Raw genomic sequence first — 24,698 nt, 5'->3', positions numbered from 1 at the left:
ATGAAAAATAATGGTGCAAACATTGTGCTAGAAGAGGGAAAGCTGATTCGCCTCAGGCATTCCTTCCAGACAGCCAAGTGTATCCATATATTCGACAATCGTCTTCGAAACACGACCGCGTTGCTGAAAGTCCTCTTTCGAAAGAAACTCCCCGTCTTTCCGTGCTTCTACAATTGATTTTGCTACGTTCGTCCCAAGGGAAGGAACCGCATTAAATGGCGGGATCAATGTGTTGCCTTCAATGAGGAATTCCGTCGCATCAGACTTGTACAAATCCGGCTTTAACAATGAAATACCGCGTTCCCACATTTCCAGCGCGAGTTCTAGCACTGTAAGCAAGTTCTTTTCCTTCGGTGTTGCATCAAGCCCTTTTGTATTGATTTCTTTAATTTGAGCCCGTATTGATGCCGATCCCTGCGTCATCGTCAAAAGGTCAAAATCGGTTGCCCGTATTGTAAAATATGTTGCATAGTAAAGGATAGGGTGATGCACTTTGAAATAGGCGATACGCAGCGCCATCAGTACATAGGCGGCCGCGTGCGCTTTCGGGAACATATATTTTATTTTTTTACACGATTCGATGTACCAGTTCGGCACACCTTGGACTTTCATTTCCGCCTCAAACTCCGGTGTAAGTCCACGGCCTTTCCGGACGAACTCCATGATTTGGAACGCCATTGAAGGTTCTAGGCCTTGATAGATCAAGTACACCATGATGTCATCACGGCAGCCGATAACATCGGATAGTTCGCAAGTCTTATTCTGGATCAATTCCTGGGCATTGCCGAGCCAGACGTCCGTACCGTGGGATAATCCCGAAATCTGAATTAGTTCCGAAAACGTCGACGGCTTCGTTTCCTCAAGCATCTGGCGTACGAATCTTGTCCCGAATTCCGGTACACCGAGCGTACCTGTTTTACAGCCGATCTGCTCCGGCGTGACCCCAAGCGAAGACGTACCGCTGAATAATTGCATGACGCCTTTATCGTCCGGCGGAATCGTCAACGGATCGATACCGGACAAATCCTGCAGCATTTTAATCATTGTCGGATCATCGTGACCGAGGATATCGAGCTTCAACAAGTTATTATCGATGGAATGGAAGTCGAAATGAGTCGTCATCCAGCTTGAATTCAAATCATTCGCCGGAAACTGTACCGGCGTGAAGTCGAATATATCCATATCATCAGGGACAACGATAATTCCGCCGGGATGTTGACCCGTATTCCGTTTAACGCCTGAACAGCCCTGCACGAGCCGATCAATTTCCGCGCCGCGGAAGTTCAAATTGTTATCGTTCATATAGCCGCGCACATAGCCGTATGCGGTCTTCTCGGCGACTGTACCGATTGTTCCCGCCCGGTAGACAAAATCTTCACCGAACAAATCTTTCGTATAGTTATGGGCATGCCCTTGATAATCACCGCTGAAATTGAGGTCGATGTCGGGAACTTTATCCCCATTGAAACCTAGGAATGTCTCGAATGGGATATCCTGACCGTCTTTTTTGAACATCGTGCCGCAAGATGGACACGCTTTGTCCGGAAGGTCGTATCCGGAACTGACGGATCCATCGTCAAAAAACTCGGATGTCTTACAGGATGGACACACGTAATGTGGTGGCATCGGATTCACTTCGGTTATTTCCATCATCGTCGCGACAAGCGATGAGCCTACAGAGCCCCGTGATCCAACGAGATATCCATCGTCAAGTGATCTCTTTACAAGTTTATGGGAGATGAGATAGATTACCGCGAACCCGTGGCCGATGATTGACTTCAATTCCTTTTCGATGCGCGCTTCGATGATTTCGGGCAATTGTTCGCCATAAATGGCATGTGCCATCGAATACGTCAATTCACGCACTTCTCCGTCGGCGCCTTCAATCGTCGGCGTGTAAAGATCATCTTTAATCGGTTTTACATCGCCGATGCGTTCCAAAATCGCATGAGGATTATCAATGACGATTTCTTCCGCCACCTGTCCACCCAGGAATGCGAACTCTTCCAGCATTTCATCTGTTGTCCGGAATTGCACGGCGGGAAGTGAATGTCTGTTCATCGGATTGGCGCCGCCCTGTGATCTGACGAGGACTTGGCGGAATGTCGCATCCGTCTCATCGATATAATGAACATTGCCTGTCGCACAAACCGGCAGACCGACTTTTTTTCCAAGCTTGATCAGTTTTCGCATAATGTCTTCCATATTCCATTCATCACGTATCAATTCAAGTTCGACGAGATGCGCGTACACCGGTTTAGGATGTACTTCAAGATAATCATAAAACTTCGCAATCTCCTCCACCTCATCCATCGGTTTCTGCATAAGCCCTTCGAATACTTCACCTTTATCACATCCGGAGCCTACTAGCAGACCTTTCCGATATTTGACAAGTAATGAACGCGGAATACGCGGTACGCGGAAAAAATAGTCCATATGGGAATAAGATACGAGTTTAAACAGGTTTTTCAACCCTTCATCATCCGTCACTAGCAACGTACAATGCGATGGTCTAGCTCGTTTGTATGAGTCCCCTTCACCAATATGTCGGTTAAAGTCATCCAAGTATTCGATGCCTTTTCCTTCCGCATCCTTCAATAAACGAAGGAACAGATGCGCAGTCGCTTCGGTATCATAGATTGCACGGTGAGCCTGAGTCAGTTCGATGCCGAACTTTTTCGCCAGCGTCCCAAGCCGGTGATTCCCCATTTCCGGATAGAGGAAACGGGCCAGCTCAAGTGTATCAATCACCGGATAAGCGGCAGCTTCCAAACCAGCTTTTTTGCATGCTTCGTAAAAGAACCCCATATCGAATTTTGCATTATGGGCAACAAGAATCGAATCTCCGATGAATTCGATGAAATCTTTTGTGACATCCGCGATTTCCGGAGCGTCTTTCACCATGTCATCGGTAATTCCGGTCAATTTTGTCGTAGTAGATGACAAAGGATGATGCGGATTCGAGAATCTTTCGAATGTCTCGACAATCTCACCGTCTTTCACTCGGACTGCAGCCAGCTCGATGATCGTGTCATATACTGCTGATAGCCCCGTGGTCTCGACGTCAAATACTACATATGAATCGTCTTCAAGTTTTCGATGCTGTTCTTCAAAAACGATAGGCACGCCGTCATCCACTAAATACGCTTCCAATCCGAAAATAACTTTCACACCATTTTTCTTTCCTGCGGAATATGCTTCCGGAAAAGATTGGACGTTCGCATGGTCCGTAATCGCGATTGCGGGATGCCCCCACTTAGCTGCCTGTTCAACGAGTGCGGATGCAGATACGACAGCATCCATCTGACTCATCGTCGTATGCGCATGCAGTTCAATCCGTTTCCGGTCCTGCGGTGCGTTGTCTTTACGTATAACCGGTGAAACTTCCATAATGTCTTGGGCCATCATAATAAGATCGCGGACGAACGTATCGTTCTGGATACCTCCGCGTGCGCGGACCCAAGCCCCTTTTTTCAATGTCTTCATCATTTCCGCATCTTCATTATCCCGCGAGAACATTTTCACAAGAATCGAATCCGTATAATCCGTCACTTTGATCGTCAGTAGAGATCGTCCACTGCGCAGTTCACGTATTTCCGTATCGAACACATACCCTTCGATCGTCACGCGGCGCTCCTCGTCTTGAATATGCTGAATTTCAAGCATTGGTTCATCAGGCTTAATGGGTGTCCCAAGACGGAACGGTCCGGATATATTGCCATTTTCTTTCTTAGTTGTTTCCCGTTGTTTCAAATCGGCAAGCGCTTTTTGACCAAGTGCTTCTTCTTCCGCTTCCTTTTGTGCAACAAATGCTTCGCGGGCGGCTTCCGCCTCGCTATCTTCTTCCGTCAACTTGAAATCGACTGCGGGCCTCGGAAAGCCGAATGATGTATAGACATCCGAAATGAGACCGGCATATTTATTTTTCAGCGTTTGCAGTTCCATATCACTTGTACATAGAAGTGTCATTTTACCGCCCACCATGACCGGTTTTTGACTTACGAGCCGTTCTCTAATCGGCGGCGACATGTCACTCATTTCCTCTATGATGAACGGCCAATAATCAGTGAGCTGTTGGTTATCGATATCAAGGGCATTGGAAGTTATATGGAGTTTGACCGTGGCAATTGCGGCGAATGTTTCATTTATACGTTGGGAAAATACTGTGTACACATCAACGGGCAATGGTTTAGTAAGTGTCAAATTAAATTGCCACACTCTCGATTTCCGATGGATGTTCACACGGTTGAGTTCCGCTTGTTCAAAGTGGATGGCAAATTGGTCATCTGTCATACCGATTTGTTGCAGCAAGATATATAGTTTATTTATAGCGTCCATAAGCCCCTCCTGTCTTTCACCAGTGAAAAAGAAGGGAAGTACCGATTTGCGGACTTCCCTTCCCGAAACTTATTCAGCTGTGAAATATGCTTGTAACTTTTCAGTCAGCTCTTCTTTTTGCCATTCAGCGGTTTCACCGGTCTGCCTGAATTTTATTTCCACGATTCCTTCTGAAGCTTTTTTTCCGACAGTAATCCGTACCGGTAGGCCAATTAAATCCGAATCAGCGAATTTGACTCCTGCCCGTTCAGAACGATCGTCATAAAGTACATCGTATCTATAGGATTTCAATACAGTATACAATTCGTCCGCCAATTCCTTCTGGCTCTCATCTTTGGGGTTCACAGCGATAAGATGGACATCATATGGCGCAATTTTTTTAGGCCACTTCAATCCTTGCTCATCATTATATTGTTCCGCTACAGCGGCAAGTATACGTGAAATACCAATGCCGTAACAGCCCATGATGTATGGTTTAGCTCGTCCATTTTCATCAAGGAATGTCCCTTCCATCGGTTCGCTGTATGTCGTACCTAGTTTAAATATATGGCCAAGTTCAATCCCTTTAGCGAACTTAATTGTACCGTTGCCATCCGGTGAAGCATCCCCTTCACGGATGAACCGAAGATCTTCATAGCGATCCACAGCAAAATCACGTTCAGGATTAACGTTCGTCAAATGGAAACCATCTTCATTCGCACCACAAACCCCGTTTACGACAGAAGCGACTGAATGATCCGCAATCACCTTAAGATCGATTGGCAGTTTAACAGGACCGATTGATCCGACTTCGCAGGATAGAAGCTTTGTGACGTCACCTTCATATGCAAATTCAACTTCAGATGCACCGAGGGCGTTCTTCAGCTTGATATCATTGATTTCATAATCGCCGCGACACAGGACCGCAATTAGTTCTTCATCCACTTTGAAAATGAGTGTTTTAATGAGGCGAGTCGCATCGACGTCCAAAAATGACGCGACTTCGGAAATCGTCCGTTGATCGGGTGTAGCGACTTTCTCCACTTCTTTCAATGCTTCATCCAACTTCTCATAGGCCATATTCACTTCGGCCATTTCAATATTGGCCGCGTATGACGAAGAATCGCTATAAGCAATCGTGTCTTCACCGATATCGGATAATGCCATGAATTCATGTGTATCCGTCCCGCCGATTGAACCTCCATCTGCCAAGACAGCCCGGAAGTTAAGACCCAGCCTTGTAAAGATGTTGGCATAGGCCTGCTTCATCTCCTGATATTTCACATCAAGGCTTTCTTCCGTCGAATGGAAGGAATAGGCATCTTTCATGATAAATTCGCGTCCCCTTAGAAGACCGAAACGCGGACGTTGCTCATCCCTGAACTTCGTTTGAATTTGGAACATTGTTAGCGGCAGTTTCTTATACGATTTCACTTCATCGCGGACAAGTGAAGTGATTACTTCTTCATGTGTCGCGCCTAGTGCAAATTCCCGCTTATGACGGTCCGTCACCCTGAATAGCTCAGGACCGTATGAATACCATCTTCCCGTTTCCTGCCAAAGTTCAGCCAGTTGCATAGCAGGCATAAACACTTCGACAGCTTCGATCGCTTCCATTTCATCACGGACAATCGCTTCGATTTTTTGGAGTACTTTCTTGCCCAGTGGCAGGAATGAATAAATTCCGCTTGTATTTTGGCGGATAAAACCTGCGCGCAACAGCAATTGATGCGATTTAATATCGGCATCAGAAGGCACTTCACGCATTGTAGGTATGAATGTTCGTGATTGTTTCATCTATGGTCCCACCTCAAGTAATGTTTTGGAAAAATTCTTCGCTATTCATTCTATTATAATTTGAAGTTCAGATTTACTTCAAATCCACTTCGGCGCTTCGGATGCACCTTATATGGTGCCTGCGCTCAGTTTGTACACCGCATTCAATGCTTCAACTTAAATAGCCATTCAAACTTTCATTAAAAGAAAAAGCGCTGGATATCGTTCCAGGTTACAACGAGCATTAGTACCATCAATAGCATAATCCCGACAAAATGGACCATTCCTTCTTTCTGCTTATCGATCGGCTTGCCACGAATGGCTTCGAACAAGAAGAACAACAACCTTCCGCCGTCAAGAGCCGGCAATGGCAATAGATTCATGATTCCAAGATTGATGCTTAAAATTGCGGCCCAGTTCATGAGTTGGTATACGCCGTATTGCGCAACTTCTTCCGTCGCTTTATAGATACCGACAGGGCCAGATAATGCATCGATTGTGAATTTACCTGTTACGAGCATACCTAATAATTCAAAAATCCTGATAAACCAGGTTATCGTTTCTTCTGCTCCGTATTGAACTGCTTTCAACGGATTTTTGATCACCGGGCTTGTATAACGCACTCCGATTTGGCCAATCTCCGTTTCCGCCTCTTTAACTTTAACTGCGTCCGGAACTACATCCAATGTCAGCAAATCGCCATTTCGATCCACCTCGAATTGGAGAGGAACGCCAGGACTTTTTTGAATGATTGCTGCAAACTCCTGCCATGTGACGATTGGTTTGCCGTCAACCGATTTGACAAAATCCCCCTCTTCCATTCCGGCAGCTTGTGCGGGACCATCACTGACCACATCCGAAATAATTGGTTCATACGTCGGAACCCCTTGTAACAAGCCGATTGCAAGGAAAATGAAGAAAGATAGAATAAAGTTGAACAATGGACCTGCAAAAATAGCCATCGCCCGGCTGCCGACCGATTTCGATTCAAATTGGCGGTCATACGGTGCGATGAGCGTTTTCTGCCCCTTCTCGAAAATGATCGCTTGTCTGGATACGTTGTAACGAACAAGCTGTCCCTCTTCATCATATCCTTCGATGAACAGTTCCTTTTCCAAATCGGATGATTCCGTTTCAAGGAACAGAACGTCAGGATTGGCAACATTGCGGTTCAAATAAATTTTTTCAACTTCATTCGCCCCATTAATCACAAGACCTACACGATAGCCCGGTAGTAATTCAACCGTATCAAAGTCTTCACCTGCCATCCTGACGTAACCGCCAAGCGGCAATAGTCGGATGGTATATAACGTTTCACCTTTTTGAAGTCCAATAATTTTAGGCCCGAATCCGATTGCGAATTCACGCACCATGATTCCAGCTCTTTTTGCAAACAAGAAATGTCCCAGTTCATGGAAAAAGACCAGAGAACCGAATATAATGATAAACGCAATAACGGTTTCCATAAAAAACCACCTTCACTGACCTATTTGGCCTTTTCTAAAAAGCTTATTCTATCATAGCATATACAATTTTCCGAGTAAGCGAATCCGTCTCCAAAACCGCTTCAAGTTCAAGTGCGGAATTTGTTCGATGTGTGTCCATTACACGTTCGATGATTTCTTCAATCTGTACAAAGGGAATGCGTCCTTTCATGAACAGCGCAACAGCCACTTCATTTGCCGCGTTCATAGCGGCAGGCATTGTCCCGCCTTCTTTCCCGGCGGCATATGCAAGTCCCAATGCCTTGAAACGGAGCAGATCCATTTTCTCAAAGTGCAGCTTGCCGATTTCCTCAAGACGAAGCGGTTTTGCGTTTTGCATCGGAATCCGATCCGGATATGTCAGGGCATATTGGATTGGAACCCGCATATCCGGCGAGCCTAGCTGCGCCATAACGCTTGTATCTTCAAACTCGACCATGGAATGGATAATGCTTTCTTTGTGAAGTAAGCAATCAATTTTTTCATAGGGCATTGCGAAAAGATGATGTGCTTCAATTACTTCGAGACCTTTGTTCATCATCGTCGCTGAGTCGATGGTCAGCTTATTGCCCATCGACCAATTCGGATGGGCTAGTGCCTGCGCCAACGTTACATTGGAAAGCTCATCCCTCGTAAGATCTCTGAAACTACCCCCTGATGCTGTCAGGATCAACCGGGTAACCCGTTTCGGATTTTCGCCGTTCAACGCTTGGAAAAGTGCTGAATGCTCACTGTCCACCGGCAGGATCGGAACGTTGAATTTACGGGCTTCACTCATAACAACATCGCCTGCCGCGACAAGCGTTTCTTTGTTGGCAATGGCGATGGTGATACCTGCGCGTATCGCTTCTAACGTCGGTTTGAGTCCAACACTGCCGATGACTGCGTTGACGAGTATATCAGCACCTGTATGACCCGCTACCTCAACAAGCCCTTCTTCACCATGGACAAAGCGTATGGCTGGGAATTCCGTTTGCAACTTCTGAGCATCTTCTAGTTTCATCACCGACACGGTATCAGGTAGAAAAGCGGAAGCGATTTCCCGTACTTTATCAATATTCAAACCAGCTGAAAAAGATACGAGTTTAAACTTTTCCGGGTTCGAGCCGATGATATCGATTGTTTGTATGCCAATAGAACCCGTAGCACCGAGTAAACTGATTTTCTTCATCATAAAGACACCCTTTCCGTTAACCTACAAAGTGTAAAAAGTGAAGCAATGGCAGGACGAAAAGGAGGCTATCAAATCTGTCCAGGATTCCACCGTGTCCAGGTAGAAGCTGTCCGGAATCTTTCACGTCATAATGCCTTTTCAATGCCGACTCGACAAGGTCGCCCAGTTGTCCGACAATCGATGCAACAACCGTCACAGCGATGAGTATCAAATACGTTGAAGCAATCGGGTAAAAGTATTGAAAAATAAATGCAAAGACAACAGCGGATAGTATTCCGCCTATAAATCCTTCAACGGTTTTATTCGGTGAGATTTCCGGCCACAACTTCCGCTTTCCAATTTTCCTGCCTATGAAATAAGCGCCCGAGTCCGTTGTCCAAATCACCATCAAAGCGTAGACGACATATTCAATTCCATACATTCTTGTTTCGATGAAATAATAGAATCCGATTCCGACATATAATGCACCCATTACTGAAAATGCTACATGGTCGAATGTATATCGATTTTTAACGACTACTGTATAAATCAATAAAATAAGTACGATAGCAAACGCCATTTCAATCTTTGTGTAACCAAGTATTTCAAAAACAGCGTCACTCCAAGCAATCGGCATTAGTAATACGACTAGAGCCGCCCACGTCAACAAACCTACAACCGAAAACAATTGGATGTCTCTCATGCGTAATAATTCATATAGACCAATTGTAGCTATAGCATAAATTGCGATTGTGAAGGGCAATCCACCTATTACGACAAATGGAACGAATAAGATTAGCGCGACGATTGCCGTAAGTATCCTTTGTTTCAAACGGTCCCCTTCCCTTCTACGCTTCCAAAACGCCTGTTTCGCAATTGGAATTCTTCAATTGCATTCAGCATGCAAAGTTCATCAAAATCCGGCCAAAGCACATCCATGAAAGTAAATTCGGCGTATGCCAACTGCCAAAGCATGAAATTGGACAGCCTTACTTCTCCGCTTGTGCGGATCAATAAATCGGGCTCCGGCAAGTGAGCAGTCATAAGGTGGGACCCGATAAGGTTTTCATCGATATCTTCCGGACCAATCTTTCCTTCAGCAATAAGTGCAGCAATTTCTTTTACAGATTCGACAAGTTCGAGTCTGCTGCCGTAATTCATCGCAAAATTCAAAGTCAAACCATCATTATGCGCAGTTTCATCCATCGCTTTACGAATTGCATTTTTCGTATGTGCCGGTAACATATCAAAGTTCCCGATCATTTCAACTTTCACATTCTGTTCGATTAGTTCAGGTAGATATGTACTAAGAAACTCTCCTGGAAGTTTCATCAAGAAATCTATTTCGGGTTTTGGCCGTTTCCAGTTTTCTGTGGAGAAAGCATAAAGCGTAAGCACTTTTATGCCAAGATTATTTGCGATGCGTGTTATTAGACGGACTTTTTTCATTCCCTCATGATGACCTGCGATTCTTGGCAAGTTGCGCTGTTTCGCCCATCTGCCGTTGCCATCCATAATAATCGCTACGTGCGCAGGCATCGGCCTATTTTGAACCTCCGCAATCCGATCCAAAATCGAACCGTCCGCTGCCACAGTTTTTTTTCGAAAAAGTTTATCCAGCATGTTGTTTCCTCCACTCAGCTACTTTCAGAGCAAGTACATACTCTATCGTATCAAATTAGACGGTGAATTTCATTTCTTTTCGATGTTCAAAAGAAAAAGACGTCCTGAAATTAGGACGTCCCGAAATATAGAAAGTTCTTCTATCAGATTTCCATGATTTCATTTTCTTTGTCTTTCGCAATTTCATCGATTCTCACGATTTGCGAATCAGTCAGCTTCTGTATCTCTTCACCGTTGCGATGTAGATCATCTTCGGTGATTCCGCCGCTTTTTTCAAGTTTCTTGAAATCTTCATTCGCATCACGGCGGATGTTACGGATCGCTACTTTTGCGTCTTCCGCTTCTTTTTTCACCAGTTTCACAAGCTCTTTACGGCGATCCTCTGTTAATGCAGGAACAGCAAGACGAATGACACTGCCGTCATTGGAAGGTGTAATTCCAATATCCGATTTCATGATTGCTTTTTCGATATCTCCAAGAATTGTTTTGTCATAGGGTTGGATGACTAGGAGACGAGCTTCTGGCACTGAAATTCCAGCCATCTGCGTTAAAGGCGTAGGTGCTCCGTAATACTCAACAGTCAGTCTATCAAGCATGGAAGCATTTGCACGTCCGGCACGAATCGATGCCAATTCTCTCGTATACGCTCCAATTGCTTTTTCCATACGGTCTTTTGCTTGGTTCATAACTTCGTTCGCCATTATAAGTTCCTCCTGACGACCGTCCCGATTGGCTCACCTTGGACGGCTCTCTTAATATTTCCATTTTCCATAATAGAGAATACTACGAGCGGAATATCATTGTCCATACATAGGGTTGAAGCCGTGGAATCCATCACTTCAAGTCCTTGGTTTATGACATCCAAAAATGATAGTTCTACGTATTTGATCGCTTTATCATCTTTCGCTGGATCCGCGGAATAGACACCATCTACGTTATTTTTCGCCATAAGGATGACATCCGCTTCTATTTCAGCTGCACGTAGCGCCGCTGTCGTATCTGTGGAAAAGTAAGGATTTCCGGTACCAGCTGCAAAAATGACGACCCGTTTCTTTTCGAGATGTCTGATTGCTTTGCGGCGTATGTATGGTTCCGCAACTTGCCTCATTTCAATTGACGAGGAAACGCGGGTCTCAACACCGACTTTTTCTAGGGAGTCCTGTAGAGCGAGGGAATTCATAACTGTAGCAAGCATGCCCATGTAATCAGCTGTCGCGCGGTCCATTCCCATTTCACTGCCGACCTTGCCGCGCCAAATATTGCCACCTCCGACGACGACCGCTACCTCGACACCGAGATCGACAACTTCTTTCACTTGTTTTGCAACCGTTTTGATAACCTCAGGCGAGAGACCGAAACCTTTTTCACCGGCAAGGGCTTCTCCGCTTAACTTCAAGACGATTCGTTTATATTTTGGGTTGCTCATTTGTACCCTCCATCTACTCTGTTTTCTTAAGAAATGCGCAAGGCGCCGTCCAGCCCCGACAGGCATAGGTGATAAGGAAGGCAGTCTAACGATCGCGACTTCGTGTCGCAACGACTGCATACCTGCCTCCGCAGGCACGAGGAGGCGTACTTCAGCCACCAAGGAGGGATGTATTTCAATCCCCCTAAAAGCAAAACGGCTTATGACCCGAGGGGTTGGCGCCTAGAGCTAGACACTATTCCATGTTGAAAGACTAATACTTCTTAGCTCTTTAAAAATAGGGAACACACGCGTGTGTTCCCCATTTGTCAGTTTATAATGGCTCAGTTACCTTTAACTTGGTTCATAACTTCGTCTGCGAAATTATCTTCAGGTTTTTCGATTCCTTCACCAACAGCATAACGAATGAATTCTTTCAAAGTTCCGCCTGTTGATTTCACGAAGTCACCAACTTTTTGGTCGGAGTTTTTAACGAATGGTTGATCCAGTACACAGATCTCTTCGAAATATTTACCGATACGACCTTCAACCATTTTCGCAACGATGTTTTCAGGTTTACCTTCGTTAAGTGCTTGTTCTGTAAGGATTTTGCGCTCGTGCTCAACTTCCTCCTCAGAAACTTCGTCACGTGAAACGTATTTCGGATTCAATGCGGCAATATGCATTGCAACATCTTTTGCAGCGTCTGCATCTGTTGAACCTTCAAGGACAACTAGCACACTGATGCGTCCACCCATATGTAAGTATGGACCGAAAGCATCGTTATCTGTTTTTGTACGGATCTCATAACGGCGAAGTGTGATTTTCTCACCGATTTTAGCGACAGCGTTTGAAATGTGATCTGCTACTGTCAAACCGTTAGGCAATTTAGTTTCAACCGCTTCTTCGACTGTTGCAGGTTTTGTAGCAAGAAGATGTTCAGCAAGCTCGGATACAAGCGTTTGGAAACCTTCATTTTTAGCTACGAAATCTGTTTCAGCGTTAACTTCTAGGATGATTGCTTCGTTACCGTCAACATGGATCGACGTTGTGCCGTCTGCAGCGATACGGTCCGCTTTCTTCGCTGAGCTAGAAAGACCCTTTTCGCGAAGATAATCAATTGCCGCTTCCATATCACCATTTACTTCCGTTAACGCTTTTTTACAATCCATCATACCTGTACCTGTTTTTTCCCGTAATTCTTTTACCATTTGTGCTGTGATTTTCATTTTTCCATTCCTCCTATTTATGCCGTCAATTCCGAAAAAAGACGATAAGGGTATAAGCCGCTTATCGTCTTTTCATTTACTGGATTTACTCTGCAGCTACAGCTGTTTCCTCTTGAGTCGCTTCTTCGTCTTCGCCTTGTCTAGATTCGATCAAAGCGTCAGCCATTTTGCTTGTCAAAAGACGTACCGCACGAATCGCATCATCATTCGCAGGAATGATGTAGTCGATTTCATCCGGATCACAGTTCGTGTCAACAATTCCGACTAGTGGAATGTTCAATTTGATTGCTTCCGCAACAGCGATGCGCTCTTTGCGTGGGTCAACAACAAACATTACATCCGGAATTGCTTTCATATCACGGATTCCGCCAAGGAATTTAACAAGGCGTTCGTGTTGTTTTTTAAGTTGGCCAACTTCTTTTTTAGGAAGCACGTCAAATGTACCGTCTTCTTCCATACGTTCGATTTGTTTCATGCGTGCAACACGTTTTTGGATTGTACCAAAGTTTGTAAGTGTTCCACCAAGCCAGCGTTGGTTGATATAGTACATTCCAGCGCGTTCAGCTTCTTCTTTAATTGCGTCTTGTGCTTGTTTTTTAGTACCGACGAATAGGACTTTCCCGCCATCAGCACCAACTTGACGCATAAATGCATATGCTTCTTCAAGTTTTTTCACCGTTTTTTGAAGATCGATGATGTAGATACCGTTACGCTCAACGAAGATAAATTTCTTCATTTTCGGGTTCCAGCGACGTGTTTGGTGACCGAAGTGCACCCCTGCTTCAAGCAGTTGTTTCATTGAGATTACTGACATTTGTTATTCCTCCTGTTTGGTTTGATTCCCTCCGTGTACCTCATCCGACAGAACGACCTCTCGGCACCATTCCTGACGTCCGTGCACGTGTGTAGTAATACCACTTGATAATATAACATATTGTTTATTTTTTTGCAACACACTTCATCTGAATTTTAAAATCAGCTCAACTTCCGTACGCCCTTTTCCTAATTTCTTGGCAATCTCTTCAATGGAATGTCCAGCATCGTGTAAAACGAAAGCTCTTGATCTATCATCCTCCACTTCCCTCACATCCGGGTCACTCTGCTTCAGTCCTAGCACGTTCGAAGCTGCATATGACTTGAGTGCAAGGTTGACAGGCGTTGTAGGCTTATTGACAAGTGCCGCTGTACGGCTTTCTTTAGATACGGCGGTTTCATCCATTGCAAATATAGGACTGTTCCGTTGATCAGATTCCGTATTCTTATCCCATTCAGTAAGCCGTTCCATTAACCGCTCATTCTCATCTTTCAACTCGGATAAGTATGCGCCTATCGAGTCATCCATTTCACTCATGAGCTTGCGCTGTTTTTTTTCCAGATCATCAAACTTTGTCACTTTTGTATAAAGCAATGTCAGAAAGTAAAAACCGATCACTTGCATGATGAATAAAAGCAATAAGAAAATCATTGTCATAGCTGCTATCCTGTAAAGTCGACGAAAGAACCTTTATAAGGGTGCATCGTCTTCTTTTCCTCTTCGTTATTTTTTCGATCTGCGTCTTCCGCTGAATCCCGCAGGTGCTGATTTCCGCCTGAAGCCATCTTGGCGGCTTCTTCGGATGGCAAGACTGATTCTCTTGTCTTCACCATTTGCCGTTCCATCAGGGAGTTGGAATGGTCTTGGTTCAATTGTGTCTGCTGATGCTTATGTTCCGCAATTTTACCGGCTTCAAACGTCTTCGGTATTGCAATTTGCAGTTCAATCCCTTTCAAACTCATAAAATCCCTCCATCAACTATTTCGGTTGATAAGAGTTTGCGGAGTTTGAACAGCGCTTTTGAGTGAATTTGGGAGATTCGGGAAGTGGACAAACTTAAAATTTCACCAATTTCAGTAAGCGTCATTTCTTCTGTATAAAAGAGGCTGAGGACAAGCTGTTCGTTTTTATTCAGTTCCCGTATTTTAGTCGCCAAATCGCCGATTAATTCATTCATCATCGTTTTCTGTTCCGGTGTTTTGGAATCTTGATCCTTAATGACGAAAGATTTTTGCCCTTCCTCGTCATCGTCATTTACCTTTTCATCAATGGAAAGGACATTTGAGAAATAATGTTCATGCACAGTCTGATAAACCTGTTCCACCGATATATCCATATGGTCGGCAATTTCTTCAGGTGTCGCATGACGCTGCAGTTTCTGCTCGAGTCTCGTAATCTCTTCTTCTTGTCTTTTCGATTTCTCCCTTGAAGAACGCGGTAGCCAATCTTCTTTCCGCAAACCGTCGATAATAGTGCCGCGTATTCGAAATGAAGCATATGTCTCAAATTTCAAGTCCCTGCCCGGGTCAAATTTTGTCAATGCGTCAAATAAACCGTGGAGACCAAGGCTCATGATATCATCGCGAGAAACGTTTCGCGGCAGACCTGAACTGATCCGTTGTACATGATAGGTTACCAGCGGTGTGTATTTCCGGACGAGAATGTCACCCGCATCGGGATCACGATTTTCAATCCACAGGTCCCAATATATATTATCTTCCATCATATCCTGTTTCGACATCGAATCCCTCACTTTCCATGATGATTCAGTCATAGTTTCCTATTATTATAGCAAATAAGCACGAAAAAAGGCGACCGAAGCGATCAGCCGCCTAACATAAGTATTTAGATTGGAATAAAGAATCCCTTCATACACGCTTCGGTGATAGGGGATGCCCCTTGAAAGGCGCCTCTGATGTATTCATATGTTCAACTGTTCAACTGCTATCCCATACGGCGAAGTATATCCGCTTTCGTATTCAAATCTCTTTCGTACCCTGGCTCACTGTCCTGACATGGAGGATTGAATGTGCGGGGTCGAATTCAATCGTCCGTCCGCTTGAGCCACCTGTGTCTTCGGCGGTTAAAGGTATCGACAATCGTTTCAATTCTTTTTTTACCGCCTCGATGTTGCGCGGGCCGATTCTGATAGTATCGTTCGAACCGAATTGGAACATTTGTGAACCGCCGGCAATTTTCGCTTTCAACCCCATCGGTCTGACACCTTCCGCTTTAAGCAACTCCATCAAAGCGTATATACCCGTATCTGCAAATTTGGCTACATTCACCTGATCTGATTTACCAAGATTGGAATCCGGAAGCATTATATGTACCAACCCGGCGATTTTTTTCGTTTGATCATATAGAACGACACCGACACAAGAACCCAGTCCGGATGTGCGGATCGTCATCGGTTCCTTAACCACATTCATATCTGCGATCCCTACTCTGACGACGTCTTTCAACACCATCATCTTACAACACACCCAGAGAACGAAAAATTGCAGCATAGGATGATGGATCAGGCAACAGGAAAAAGTGGCCATTAACACTTGCAGTACCGTCTGGACCTTCTTCACGGATCTGCGTGTCGATGACGATTACTTCGTCACTGTGCTGGGATACCTCAATCAGCCCGAAGCTGACGATTGCGCCCACCATGTCGACACTTAACGAAGGTACGGTTGGATAGATTTTCAATCCTGTGAAATCGGAAAGCGCGGACAAATAAGAACCCGACAAGATATTGCCAAGCTCCTGCATCGCGGATATCCCCATATCCGGGATATCGTGCGAAGCGAAATCAAACGTTTCGTCCCCAATCAGCTTTCTAATGAAGTGATTCGCAGAATCCAATGGAAGAACAAAAAACATGCTGCCGGACAAATCTCCCTCAATCCGGAGGAAGATTCCTGCTACAACCGTTTCGGCACCTCCTGCAAGATCGAACATCCCATCAAACGAGACCAGTTCGACTTTGGGAACATGCATGTCGATTTTACGATTCAGCAATTGTGACAATGAGGTTGCCGCATGTGCCGCCCCAATATTGCCGACTTCTTTCAATACGTCTAGATGCATGTCGGTAATCAAGTTGTCAGTATTCATCAGCCGTCACCCGCTTCACAGGCTCCAGAACTGTATCGAGATTGAGCATGACAAGAAGATGTTTCCCCACCTTGGCGACACCTGAAACGAAGTCCGATTCGATGGAGCCGACGACTTCAGGTTGCGGTTCGATTGAGTCCAGAGGAATGTCGAGTACATCGTTCGCGGCGTCTACAATCAGTCCGACTTCATAGTCTTCCAACGTTACGATGATTATTCTTGTATGATCATCCATTTCTGTGGAAACCAATCCGAATCGTTCCCGCAGGTCGACAATCGGCGTAACGATTCCTCTCAGATTAATGACCCCTTTCACATACGCCGGTGTCTTCGGGACACGTGTTATCGACAGCACCCTCTCGATTGACTGGACGATATCGACATTGATGGCATATTCCATATCCATCAGTTGGAAAACGATGACTTTCATTTCTTTCTGATCGAGCTTGTCAGTCATATTATTTCACTCCCGCCTATTTGATCAATGCGTTACAGTCGATAATAAGTGCAACTTGTCCATTTCCAAGAATTGTTGCACCGGAAATTGCGAAGACACTTTGCAAGTAATTACCAAGGGATTTCAACACAATCTCCTGTTGTCCAATGAATGAATCGACAACCAGCCCTGCTAATTTATCACCTTTACGGACGATTACGACAGACTGATGACCGTCACTCACATCAGCTGTCCCCGGCATTTCAAAAATTTCCGACAAGTTGACGAGCGGAATGATATTGCCGCGGAAATCAATGACTTTCTGGTTGTGAGCACTCATAATTTCAGATGTCTTGATGATTGCCGTCTCAATGATGGACGTTAAAGGAATTGCGAACACTTCACTTTCCAACTCAACAAGCATGACGGAAATAATGGACAGCGTTAACGGAAGCTGCACTTGGAATAAGGAACCTTGACCTTCTTTCGATTCGATCGTGATATATCCCCCGAGAGATTCAATCGTGTTTTTCACAACATCCAAACCTACACCGCGGCCTGATACATCCGAAATCTTCTCCGCTGTTGAAAAGCCGGATGCAAGAATGAGTTCCGCCACTTGACGGTCTGTCATCGTTTCAGCCATTTCCTCCGAGACGATGCCGCTTTTGATAGCTTTTGCAAGAACACGTTGACGATTCACACCGGCGCCATCGTCTTCAAGTTCTATGAACACATGATTGCCGGAATGGTAAGCACGCAGGGTCACCGTACCTTCTTCGGGCTTGCCTTTTGCAATCCGCTCAGCCGGACTTTCGATGCCATGATCCAATGCATTTCGGATTAAATGGACGAGCGGATCTCCGATTTCATCAATGACCGTCCGATCAAGTTCAGTTTCGGCACCAATGATTTCAAGGGCGATTTTCTTATCAAGATCACGCGCAAGCTGCCTCACCATTTTCGGAAAACGATTGAAGACTGTTTCAATCGGAATCATGCGCATGTTCAAGATGATCGTTTGCAGATCACCGGATATCCGTGTAATCCGTTCAACAGTTTCAGTCAGCTCCGGATTTTGAATATCGGTAGCAATCGATTGTAGCCTGCCGCGATCAATGACCAGCTCTTCAAACAGGTTCATGAGGATATCGAGTCTGTCGATATTCACCCGAATTGTTTTGTTACCGGAATGTGCGCCCGTATTCTTCTTATCTTTTTGTTCAGTCGGATCTTTTTTCGCTTCTGCTTCATCCAAGATAGTCGTAACCGTTCCAGTATTTTGAGCCGCCTCGACCTCATTCTCCTTGGATTGATTATGGATCGTAATCGGCATGACAGTCACTGTCTCAATTTCGGATACTTTCATCACTTTAGTTTTCAATATAGACGCATCTTCTTTTGTGATCAGTGCTACAGTAAACATATCATCAAACTCTTCGTTTTCGAGCTGTTCGACTTTTGGTTCGGATTTGACGATTTCACCGGACTTTTCCAGTATTTCAAATACCATGAATACCCTAGCCGCCTTCAACAAGCAGTCATCACGCAATTGCACAGTGATTTCAAAAGCATTGAATCCTTGCTCCGCCGATTGGGTGATGACGGTCATTTCATATCCATCATATAGGAGGGGCTCCACCGTGCCATTCTCCTCAGCCAGTACAGACGTTACCGCCGTTTCGGCTACCGCACTGATAATGGCATTTTTTCCGGTTTCAATTGCGTTGAGTGATTCTACGAGTTCACGTACATCTTTTTTACCCGTTCCACCAGATGCAATGTCTATAACCATCTCTTCAAGATAATCGACAGCTTGAAAAACAACATCCAAAATTTCAGTTGTGACACGGATTCTCGAGTTGCGAATTGCATCCAATACATTTTCCATCATATGAGTCAGGTCGGCGATGTCCTCATACCCCATTGTCGCGGACATCCCTTTCAACGTATGGGCAGATCGGAATATTTCATTTACAATGCCAAGATCTTGCGGATTTTTTTCAAGCTCCAACAGATGCTCGTTGCATGACTGAAGATGCTCCTTGCTTTCTTCAATGAACATTTCTAAATATTGATCGGTATCCATTGTAATACCCCCTTTAAGACTTGATAACTTCCAAAATCGATTCTGCTATGTCCTGCAAGTCCGCCACCTTATCAGCAAGGTCAGCTTCTTTTATCGCTTTCGGCATTCCGTATACCACCGATGTCTCAGCCGATTCAGCTATCGTGATTGTTCTTCCATTTTGTCGAAGCAGTTTCATGCCGTTTTTTCCATCGTAGCCCATCCCCGTCATTATGACGGTCAAGTAATTCAAGTCGCAATTCCCCGCGGCTGACTCAAGCAGTACGTCGACTGAAGGACGATGTCCCATTCGCGGCGGTTCGACTGCATCCAGATGTACATAGTACATCATACCTTTTTTCATCACTTTCAGATGCTTGCCTCCAGGTGCAATATAAGCAGTCCCATTGGTAAGCAGTTCGCCGTCTTCCGCTTCTTTTACTCGTATGTCACAAAGACCGTCCAGCCTATCCGCAAGGGATTTCGTAAATCCCGGCGGCATATGCTGCACGACAAGAATTGGAACGCCGATAGATGCCGGTAAGCCTGTCAGCACTTCTTGCAAGGCCCGAGGACCCCCTGTCGATGTACCTATTATAACGAAAGTCTTACTCGTTTTGGAAAACTTTTTCTGTGTTATGTTCTTCATCTGAGAACGTTCTTCGGAAGTTGACAATGATTCAGATTGGATGCCGGCCGCATTATCAATCGATTTCAAAACAATCGGCTTCGTCAAAAGCCGTCCGGTAACATTCCTTGCCAGTGTAGACATACGGACTTCAGCGGCGGCAAGGACTTTTCCAAGGATTTCTTCCTTCACCTCATGAAGGTTCAAGGAAATTGCGCCGCCTGGTTTTGCGACAAAATCCACCGCACCATATGCCATAGCGAGTATCGTATTTTCCGCGCCGATTTTCGTTGTACTGGATAACATGACGACTGGCACCGGGTGGTTTGACATAATCTCTCTCAGCGCATCCAGACCATTCATAATCGGCATTTCAATGTCCATCGTGACAACATCGGGTTTCAACGACCCCACTTTTTCAACGGCCTCTTTCCCATTGCGGGCAGTCCCGATTACTTCAATTCCCGGATGCCCCGTGAGAAAATCGGATATGAGCTTACGCATAAACGCCGAATCATCCACCACAAGCGCTTTCTTACGATTGCCTGTATTCAAATCATCCACGCCCTTTCGTAAATAGGCTTCTCAGTTTCCCAAGGAACCCTTCCCCCGTTTTAAATCCATCGGAAGAACTCGGACTGACAAAAGTTTCTGCAATCGCCATCATTCTTTTTGTAATGGGAGCGTTTGGAAACAGCAACAAAAAAGGCTCTTGTGCAAGTACCGCCTTGTGGACCACCGGATCTTCAGGCAAGAAGCCAAGAAGCTTCGTCTCCTTACCCAGAAATTTCCGCATAGCATACTGAAGCCGGGTTATGGCATCGTTGCCGTCATCATACTTTGAAACACGGTTGCTGACAATACTGAATGATTTATCAGCGTCTTGCAGGCAGATGAATTTCATCATGGAATATGCATCTGTGATGGACGTCGGTTCAGTCGTCGAGATGACGATGATTTCATCGACTGCGACAATCAATTCGATTGAACTTTGCGTCGCTCCCGCTCCCATATCAAATAAGATGAAATCATAAGCTTGCTGCAAATGCTCAAACGCCCGAATCAATCTTTCGAACATTTCCGCAGACCACTCCATCACCGAGTCAAGCCCCGAGCCTCCCGATATGAATGTCAACCCTCGAGGTGCCGTGTTAACGATTTCATCTATTTCCTTAGTGCCATGCAAATAATCTTTCAAACTATATTGGGGTGTCGCACCGAGAAGAATATGAATATTGCCCATGCCAATATCCATATCAATAATAAGGACTTTCTTTCCTTTTGAAAGAAGGGCATAGGCGAAATTCGTCGAGAAATTTGATTTCCCAACACCGCCTTTTCCACTTATAATCGCAATCGATTTTGATAGTTCACCTTGGGACTTCAGCATTTTGAGTCTGAGTGTTTCCGCTTGGTCACGCATCAGGAGCACCCTTTAATAACAAAGTTATTAGTTTCATACGATCCGCTTCAGTAATATCTTCCGGCACTTCCTGCCCATCCGTGTAATAGGCGGTTCCAATACCATAGTCCTTCATCAGATTAAATAGAGGTCCAATCGATCCGGTTTCATCCATTTTCGTAAAAATGAATTTTTCTATCGGGAACTTATTGAACTGATCCACAATCGTTCTCATATCAGCTTCTTTTGAAGTCATGGACAGGACGAGATAGGATTCCATTTCCAGTGAAAAATCGATGAGTTGCGTCAAGTCTTCCACAAACTTTGCCTCTTTGTAGTTCCGACCTGCAGTGTCAATGAAAATTAGATCCAAATCCTTCAGTTTTTCAATCGCTTTTTCGAAATCCCTCTTGTTATAAGCCACTTCCACAGGTGCCTGCAATAAGTTTGCATATGTCCGGAGCTGCTCAATTGCCGCTATCCGATATGTATCTGTAGTAATAAAACCGATTTTCTTCTTTTTTTCCAGAAGTGCCCGGGCAGCAATCTTTGCAATCGTGGTCGTTTTACCGACGCCAGTCGGTCCAAGCACGTTAACATATTTTTTGTTGAAAGAGATACCACCGAACGGCAAATTCGCCATTTCCTGCTCAAGAAACTGCCTAGTCATCAACTGCTGTTCCTCGGCAGTAAATTCTTTTCTCTCGCCTTTCATTCGTTTAAAAAGACTTTCACCTATTTGTGTAATGGACTTTTCGGACAGACCTTGATTATGAAGATGGGTAAGCAAAGGCTTCATTTCATCAGGGAATTGTGAATGAATAGATGCTTGCTGCATATCTTTCAACAGCTTCTTCATTTCAGTCATTTCCTTTTTCATCTCCACAGAAATACTGTCATCTCTTGTTGGCTGTGATGAAAGAAGTGGAGGAACCGCTTCCTCCACCTTCGCGAATGGTTCGTCAAATCCTGCTACCACTTCTACGGACTTCTTCTTAAAGAATCCGAGATACCCTTTCGATTTGACGACATTCGAACTAAGGATTATCGCATCATCGCCAAAATCCAGGCGCACTTTTTTCATGGCTTCCACCATCGTTTCAGCCGTATATTTTTTCATTTTCATCAGATATCCACCACCCCGACACTTTGGACTTCAATCGAAGATTCAAGCTCATTGTAAGACAACACTGGAATCTGCGGAAAGTAGCGTTCTGTAATTTGTCTCAAATACATCCGGATCGCTGGCGTACAAAGAACGACAGGTGATTGATCCATCAATGCGACGCGCTCCACTTCCCCCGCAATCGACTCAAGTATATCCTGTGAATGCTGCGGATCGATTGATAAATAGTTGCCTTGTTCCGTCTGCTGTACATTATCAGCGATCATTTTCTCGACCTTACCCGATACGGTCAGCACTTTCAGCGATTGACCGGCTGCCGCGTACTGATTTGTAATTTGCCTTGCAAGGGCCTGTCGGACATATTCGGTCAAGACATCAACATCTGATGTATATTTCGAATAATCCGCAAGCGTTTCAAAAATGATGGGTAAATTCCGGACTGAAACATGCTCATTAAGCAATTTCGCAAGCACTTTTTGAATTTCACCAATCGACAATGGAGTTGGCGTCAGTTCATCCACAAGAATCGGGAATGTTTCACGGACGTGATCGACAAGTTGTTTCGTTTCCTGGCGGCCGATCAAATCTGCTGCATTTGCACGAATCACTTCTGTCAGATGCGTCGAGACGACACTTGGCGGATCGACGACCGTGTACCCGAGGATTTCGGCATCTTCTTTCGCGTCTTCTGTAATCCATTTGGCGGGCAGACCGAATGACGGCTCTATAGTATCGATGCCTTCAATGGAATCATCCCCGCCCGGACTCATTGCCAAGTAGTGGTCCAGTAACAATTCCCCTCTTGCCATTTCACTTCCCTTAATCTTGATTCTATATTCATTCGGCTGCAGCTGGATATTGTCCCTGATACGGACAACCGGGATGACAAGGCCCAGTTCAATTGCCAGCTGCCTGCGAATCATAACAACCCGGTCTAGCAAATCGCCGCCTTGCGTTGCATCGACAAGCGGAATCAACCCATAACCGAACTCAAATTCTATCGGATCGATATTGAGAAGATTGACGACATTTTCGGGACTTTTCAAACCTTCCGTCTCTATATCCTCTTCCATCCCAAGCAACTCTTCCGGATCTTCAACGACTTTTTTGGACATTGCAAATGCGGCAAAAGCGAGCGCTAGCGCAATTGGAATTGTAAGAATGTCGTTAATCGGTGTAACCAATCCAAGCAATAGCACCGTAACAGCTGCAACATATAGCAGTTTCGGCTGCCCAAGGAGCTGGATTGTAATATCGGAACCAAGATTGCCTTTAGACGCCGCACGTGTCACGACAATACCTGTCGCAGTCGAAATAAGCAAAGCCGGAATTTGCGATACAATCCCGTCACCGACAGTCAATTGGGAAAAGAGCACGGCCGCTTCCGCGAAAGGCAGCCCCATTTGAGCAACGCCGATAATCATACCGACGAGTAAGTTGATAATAACGATGATAATACCGGCAATTGCATCACCTTTGACGAATTTCGTCGCTCCATCCATGGCTCCGTAAAAGTCGGCTTCATTACTAACCTTTTCCCGTCTCGTACGAGCTTCCGTTTCAGAAATCATACCCGCGTTCAAGTCGGCATCGATACTCATCTGCTTCCCCGGCATCGCGTCCAGAGTGAAACGGGCTGCTACCTCGGATACCCGTTCCGCCCCTTTTGTAATGACGATGAATTGAATAAGAATCAGGATGACGAAAACAACTAGACCGACGATGATATTACCGCCCGTAACGAATGTACCGAACGTTTCAACGACTCCACCCGCATCTCCATTCGCTAAAATCGCCCTTGTTGTTGAAACATTGAGTCCAAGCCGAAATAGCGTAAGCAATAGGAGTAAGGTGGGGAAGATTGAAAACTGTAACGCTTCCTGCATGTTCATGGCCGTTAATAGAACTAAAAGTCCAAGTGTAATGTTTATAATAATCAAGAAACTCAAAAGCCATGGCGGAAGCGGGATGACAAGCATCGCAACGATCATGATGACCGCTGCGAGCACTCCTATATCCTTGAACTGCATGTCATCCCTACTTTCTTGTATTTAATCAAATACGCCTATGCGTATTTGCGTCCAGATTTTGAATTGAGCTTGTGCCTACTGGACGCAGGTATGCAGCAG

The 24,698-nt window shown here is 45.1% G+C and carries 21 protein-coding genes; all 21 read right to left on the bottom strand.

The annotated features are described in order from the left end of the window. Positions 1-27: 27 nt before the first annotated feature. A complete protein-coding gene (locus HDC33_RS05180; RefSeq protein WP_179391432.1) occupies positions 28-4,338 on the bottom strand; it encodes a PolC-type DNA polymerase III in 4,311 nt (1,436 codons plus the stop codon). Positions 4,339-4,407: 69 nt separating this feature from the next. Further along, positions 4,408-6,114: a proline--tRNA ligase gene (locus HDC33_RS05175; protein ID WP_179391431.1), complete on the bottom strand. Its 1,707-nt coding sequence runs from the start codon at positions 6,112-6,114 to the stop codon at positions 4,408-4,410. Between the two features lie 179 nt (positions 6,115-6,293). After that, positions 6,294-7,559, bottom strand: coding sequence for an RIP metalloprotease RseP (gene rseP / locus HDC33_RS05170; protein ID WP_179391430.1), 1,266 nt, complete (start codon positions 7,557-7,559; stop codon positions 6,294-6,296). Between the two features lie 43 nt (positions 7,560-7,602). Further along, complete coding sequence (locus tag HDC33_RS05165) at positions 7,603-8,748, bottom strand: 1-deoxy-D-xylulose-5-phosphate reductoisomerase (protein ID WP_179391429.1); 1,146 nt, start codon at positions 8,746-8,748, stop codon at positions 7,603-7,605. A gap of 19 nt (positions 8,749-8,767) precedes the next feature. Then, the gene (locus HDC33_RS05160) at positions 8,768-9,562 is read right to left on the bottom strand and encodes a phosphatidate cytidylyltransferase (RefSeq protein WP_179391428.1); all 795 of its coding nucleotides are present in this window, start codon (positions 9,560-9,562) and stop codon (positions 8,768-8,770) included. Next, complete coding sequence (locus HDC33_RS05155; RefSeq protein ID WP_179391427.1) at positions 9,559-10,353, bottom strand: undecaprenyl pyrophosphate synthase; 795 nt, start codon at positions 10,351-10,353, stop codon at positions 9,559-9,561. The genes HDC33_RS05160 and HDC33_RS05155 overlap by 4 nt, the downstream gene beginning before the upstream one ends. Positions 10,354-10,496: 143 nt before the next feature. Then, a complete protein-coding gene (gene frr / locus HDC33_RS05150; RefSeq protein ID WP_179391426.1) occupies positions 10,497-11,054 on the bottom strand; it encodes a ribosome recycling factor in 558 nt (185 codons plus the stop codon). Next, positions 11,054-11,779, bottom strand: a complete 726-nt coding sequence (gene pyrH / locus HDC33_RS05145) for a UMP kinase (RefSeq protein ID WP_179391425.1) — start codon at positions 11,777-11,779, stop codon at positions 11,054-11,056. Before pyrH ends, frr begins: the two co-directional genes overlap by 1 nt. A gap of 323 nt (positions 11,780-12,102) precedes the next feature. After that, positions 12,103-12,987 carry a translation elongation factor Ts gene (gene tsf, locus HDC33_RS05140; RefSeq protein ID WP_179391424.1) on the bottom strand — a complete coding sequence of 295 codons (885 nt, stop codon included), beginning with the start codon at positions 12,985-12,987 and terminating at the stop codon, positions 12,103-12,105. Positions 12,988-13,072: 85 nt separating this feature from the next. Then, positions 13,073-13,801: a 30S ribosomal protein S2 gene (gene rpsB, locus HDC33_RS05135; protein WP_179391423.1), complete on the bottom strand. Its 729-nt coding sequence runs from the start codon at positions 13,799-13,801 to the stop codon at positions 13,073-13,075. A 144-nt stretch (positions 13,802-13,945) separates the two neighbouring features. Then, complete coding sequence (locus tag HDC33_RS05130) at positions 13,946-14,458, bottom strand: hypothetical protein (RefSeq protein WP_179391422.1); 513 nt, start codon at positions 14,456-14,458, stop codon at positions 13,946-13,948. A 5-nt stretch (positions 14,459-14,463) separates the two neighbouring features. After that, on the bottom strand, positions 14,464-14,763 hold the full coding sequence (locus HDC33_RS05125; RefSeq protein ID WP_179391421.1) for an RNA polymerase subunit sigma: 300 nt from the start codon (positions 14,761-14,763) through the stop codon (positions 14,464-14,466). Then, positions 14,760-15,542, bottom strand: coding sequence for a FliA/WhiG family RNA polymerase sigma factor (locus HDC33_RS05120; protein WP_179392633.1), 783 nt, complete (start codon positions 15,540-15,542; stop codon positions 14,760-14,762). Before HDC33_RS05120 ends, HDC33_RS05125 begins: the two co-directional genes overlap by 4 nt. A gap of 238 nt (positions 15,543-15,780) precedes the next feature. Continuing rightward, on the bottom strand, positions 15,781-16,275 hold the full coding sequence (locus HDC33_RS05115) for a chemotaxis protein CheD (RefSeq protein WP_179391420.1): 495 nt from the start codon (positions 16,273-16,275) through the stop codon (positions 15,781-15,783). A 1-nt stretch (position 16,276) separates the two neighbouring features. Next, positions 16,277-16,909: a chemotaxis protein CheC gene (locus HDC33_RS05110; protein ID WP_179391419.1), complete on the bottom strand. Its 633-nt coding sequence runs from the start codon at positions 16,907-16,909 to the stop codon at positions 16,277-16,279. Further along, the gene (locus tag HDC33_RS05105) at positions 16,899-17,366 is read right to left on the bottom strand and encodes a chemotaxis protein CheW (RefSeq protein WP_179391418.1); all 468 of its coding nucleotides are present in this window, start codon (positions 17,364-17,366) and stop codon (positions 16,899-16,901) included. The genes HDC33_RS05110 and HDC33_RS05105 overlap by 11 nt, the downstream gene beginning before the upstream one ends. 16 nt (positions 17,367-17,382) lie before the next feature. Beyond that, positions 17,383-19,434 carry a chemotaxis protein CheA gene (locus tag HDC33_RS05100; protein WP_179391417.1) on the bottom strand — a complete coding sequence of 684 codons (2,052 nt, stop codon included), beginning with the start codon at positions 19,432-19,434 and terminating at the stop codon, positions 17,383-17,385. A 13-nt stretch (positions 19,435-19,447) separates the two neighbouring features. Further along, positions 19,448-20,596 (bottom strand): protein-glutamate methylesterase/protein-glutamine glutaminase, encoded by a 1,149-nt coding sequence (locus HDC33_RS05095; RefSeq protein WP_179391416.1) that lies wholly within the window; start codon positions 20,594-20,596, stop codon positions 19,448-19,450. A 1-nt stretch (position 20,597) separates the two neighbouring features. Further along, the gene (locus tag HDC33_RS05090; protein WP_179391415.1) at positions 20,598-21,464 is read right to left on the bottom strand and encodes a MinD/ParA family protein; all 867 of its coding nucleotides are present in this window, start codon (positions 21,462-21,464) and stop codon (positions 20,598-20,600) included. After that, positions 21,457-22,569 (bottom strand): flagellar biosynthesis GTPase FlhF, encoded by a 1,113-nt coding sequence (gene flhF / locus HDC33_RS05085; protein WP_179391414.1) that lies wholly within the window; start codon positions 22,567-22,569, stop codon positions 21,457-21,459. Before flhF ends, HDC33_RS05090 begins: the two co-directional genes overlap by 8 nt. Next, a complete protein-coding gene (flhA, locus tag HDC33_RS05080; protein ID WP_179391413.1) occupies positions 22,569-24,599 on the bottom strand; it encodes a flagellar biosynthesis protein FlhA in 2,031 nt (676 codons plus the stop codon). The genes flhF and flhA overlap by 1 nt, the downstream gene beginning before the upstream one ends. Positions 24,600-24,698 lie beyond the last annotated feature (99 nt).

The sequence above is a fragment of the Sporosarcina sp. JAI121 genome (genome assembly GCF_013408665.1).
Taxonomy (GTDB): domain Bacteria; phylum Bacillota; class Bacilli; order Bacillales_A; family Planococcaceae; genus Sporosarcina.
This window is presented reverse-complemented; position numbering and strand designations above follow the sequence as displayed.